Source organism: Sphingomonas sp. CCH9-E2, assembly GCF_001557215.1.
Lineage (GTDB): Bacteria > Pseudomonadota > Alphaproteobacteria > Sphingomonadales > Sphingomonadaceae > Sphingomonas.
Genome location: NZ_LSJM01000388.1, coordinates 1 through 2,349 on the forward strand (window position 1 = coordinate 1; position 2,349 = coordinate 2,349).

General features: G+C 67.8%; 2 protein-coding genes. Both read right to left on the minus strand.

From position 1 onward, the window contains the following. Positions 1 to 181: 181 nt before the first annotated feature. Positions 182 to 1,858 carry a putative bifunctional diguanylate cyclase/phosphodiesterase gene (locus AX681_RS17580; RefSeq protein WP_066655862.1) on the minus strand — a complete coding sequence of 559 codons (1,677 nt, stop codon included), beginning with the start codon at positions 1,856 to 1,858 and terminating at the stop codon, positions 182 to 184. Positions 1,859 to 1,927: 69 nt separating this feature from the next. Then, the coding region (locus AX681_RS17585; protein ID WP_066682568.1) for a Smr/MutS family protein at positions 1,928 to 2,349 on the minus strand (422 nt) is incomplete at its 5' end.

Below are 2,349 nucleotides of genomic sequence, written 5' to 3' on the forward strand. Positions count from 1 at the left end.
GGCTAGCCCTCACTCCCCTCCCTGAAAGGGAGGGGTCGGGGGTGGGTGCGCGCGTCTGCGCGCCCAAAGACTCAACCCGACTGCTCGGCGTGAAGCGACAATCGAGGCATCGAGCCTCGCTTGCCGCTAAACCCACCCCTTGCCCCTCCCTTTCAGGGAGGGGAATTGAATGTCGGAGAGCCTAGGCCCGCAGCGCCAGGCGCGGTGCCGCGCTCGCCCATTCGAGGAACGCATCCTCGGCCATCGGCTTGGCGATGACATAGCCCTGCAGAATGTCGCAGCCGATCACGCGCAGCACTTCCAGCTGCGCCTCGGTCTCGATCCCCTCGGCCACCACCTCGCACCCGATGCCGTGGATCAGGCCGATCACCGCATGCGCGATGGTCCGCGCCTCGGCGCTGGTCGCGACATTCTCGACCAGGCTGCGGTCGAGCTTGACGCGGTCGAGCGGCAGGTCGCGCAGTCGGGCGAGGTTGGAGTATCCGGTGCCGAAATCGTCCACCGCCACCGTCGCGCCATCGCTGCGCAGCGCCGCAATGGCATCGATCACCTCACGCGAGCAGTGCATCGCCAGCGTCTCGGTAATCTCGAGCTCCAGCAACCGCGCAGGCGCGCCGGCGGCCTGCATGGCCTCACGCAACCGGCGGAAGAAGGCGGCATGGTCGAGCTGGCGCGGGCTGATATTGACCGCCATCCGCTGTTCGATGCCCATCGCACCCCAGCGCGCGATCGTCGCGGCAACATGTTCGACCACCCATTCGCCGATCTCGACGATCAGCCCGGTTTCCTCGGCACGTCCGATAAAGCTGCCCGGCAGGCACAGCCCGCGCGTCGGATGCTGCCAGCGCAACAGCGCCTCGGCGGCGACGATACGGCCATCGCCCGCGCTGATCTGCGGCTGGTAGACTAGGGTGAACTGGTCGCGCTCGACGGCCATGCGCAGGTCGCTTTCGAGCAACGCGCGCTCGGCGATTTCGTTGGCGAGATGGTCGGTGAAATGTTCGGCGCGGCCGCGACCCTTGGCCTTGGCGTGATACATGGCGGCGTCGGCGGCGCGCATCAGATCGGTCAGCGACGTGCCATGTTCGGGGCGCAGCGCGATCCCGACCGATGCACCGATCGACACTTCCTGATCGGCCAGGTCGAACGGTTCGGAGAGCGCGAACAGGATCCCGCGACCCACGCGATCAGCGTCGCGGACATGGCCCAGCTCGGGGAAATAGATGGTGAACTCGTCGCCCGACAGGCGCCCGATCAGCGGCTGGCGCGCATCGCCCTCGATCGCAAAGCGGTCGGCGACGGCGCGCAAGCGGTTGGCGACCATGCCCAGCAGTTGGTCGCCGACCGCATGGCCCAGCGTGTCGTTGACCGCCTTGAACCGGTCGAGGTCGATAAAGAACAATGCCGCCATCGCATCCTGTGGCAGTTCGGCGAGCATCCGCTCACAGCTGCGGCGGAAATGGGTGCGGTTGGGCAGGCCCGTGACCGGATCGTACAGCGCGAGCCGCTGGACGCTGTCCAGATTGCTGTGCAGCTGGCGGAACAGGCCGTCCATGGCATGGGCAAGTGGCGGCACGCATTGCTCCACCTCTTCCGGAATTTCGCTCTGCAGGTCGCCATTGGCGGCGCGCGTCAGTCGTTCGATCGCGGCGTCGATCGCGGCGGCGGTCGAGGCGATGGTGCGCTCGGCATAGGCCCAGCACATCGCGGCACAGATGATCGCGGCGATCAGCGCGCGGCTGGCGCTGGCCACGTCGAACGGCCCGCGCGTCGTCGCGGCGAGCGCCAGGATGAAGACGAACGCCCCCGCGCACAGCGCGAACGCAATCGCGCGGCTTTTGAGCGAAAATCCGTCCATTGCGGTTGCGCGATCCCCCACGCCAGCCGGACCATCCGGCTTCCCGGCCACGGGTATGCATGCAAAGGGTTAAAAATTTCGAGCGGGCGACCGAAATCTGCGGAGGATGATATAAAGCGCGCCCTGCCCGCCATGGCGCGGATGCGCACCACGCACTGCCGCGATGGCATCGGCATGGCGCGACGCGGCAAGCCAGTCCCCCACCGCAGCGCGAATCGCGCCGCGCGCATGCGGGCGTTCGGACTCGGGGCGCGGCGGCTTACCGGTAATCAGCAACAGCACCCGGTCACCGCGCGCAATCGCGCGGGCCAGCCCCTGATCGAGCAGCGCATGGGCGCTGGCGAGCGTATGGCCATGCAGGTCGATCGAACTTTCCGGCGCGACCAATCCGCGCGACAGGCGCCGGTCCCAACCCCCATCCAGCGTGTCGCGCGGCGGCTTGGGCGGGCTCGGCGGAGCGGGCTTCTTCTTAAGCCCCTCCCCTTTAGGGG

Coding starts and splice junctions, on each gene's coding strand:
- AX681_RS17580 (WP_066655862.1), bottom strand. CDS start 1,858: ATGGACGGATTTTCGCTCAAAAGCCGCGCGATTGCGTTCGCGCTGTGC.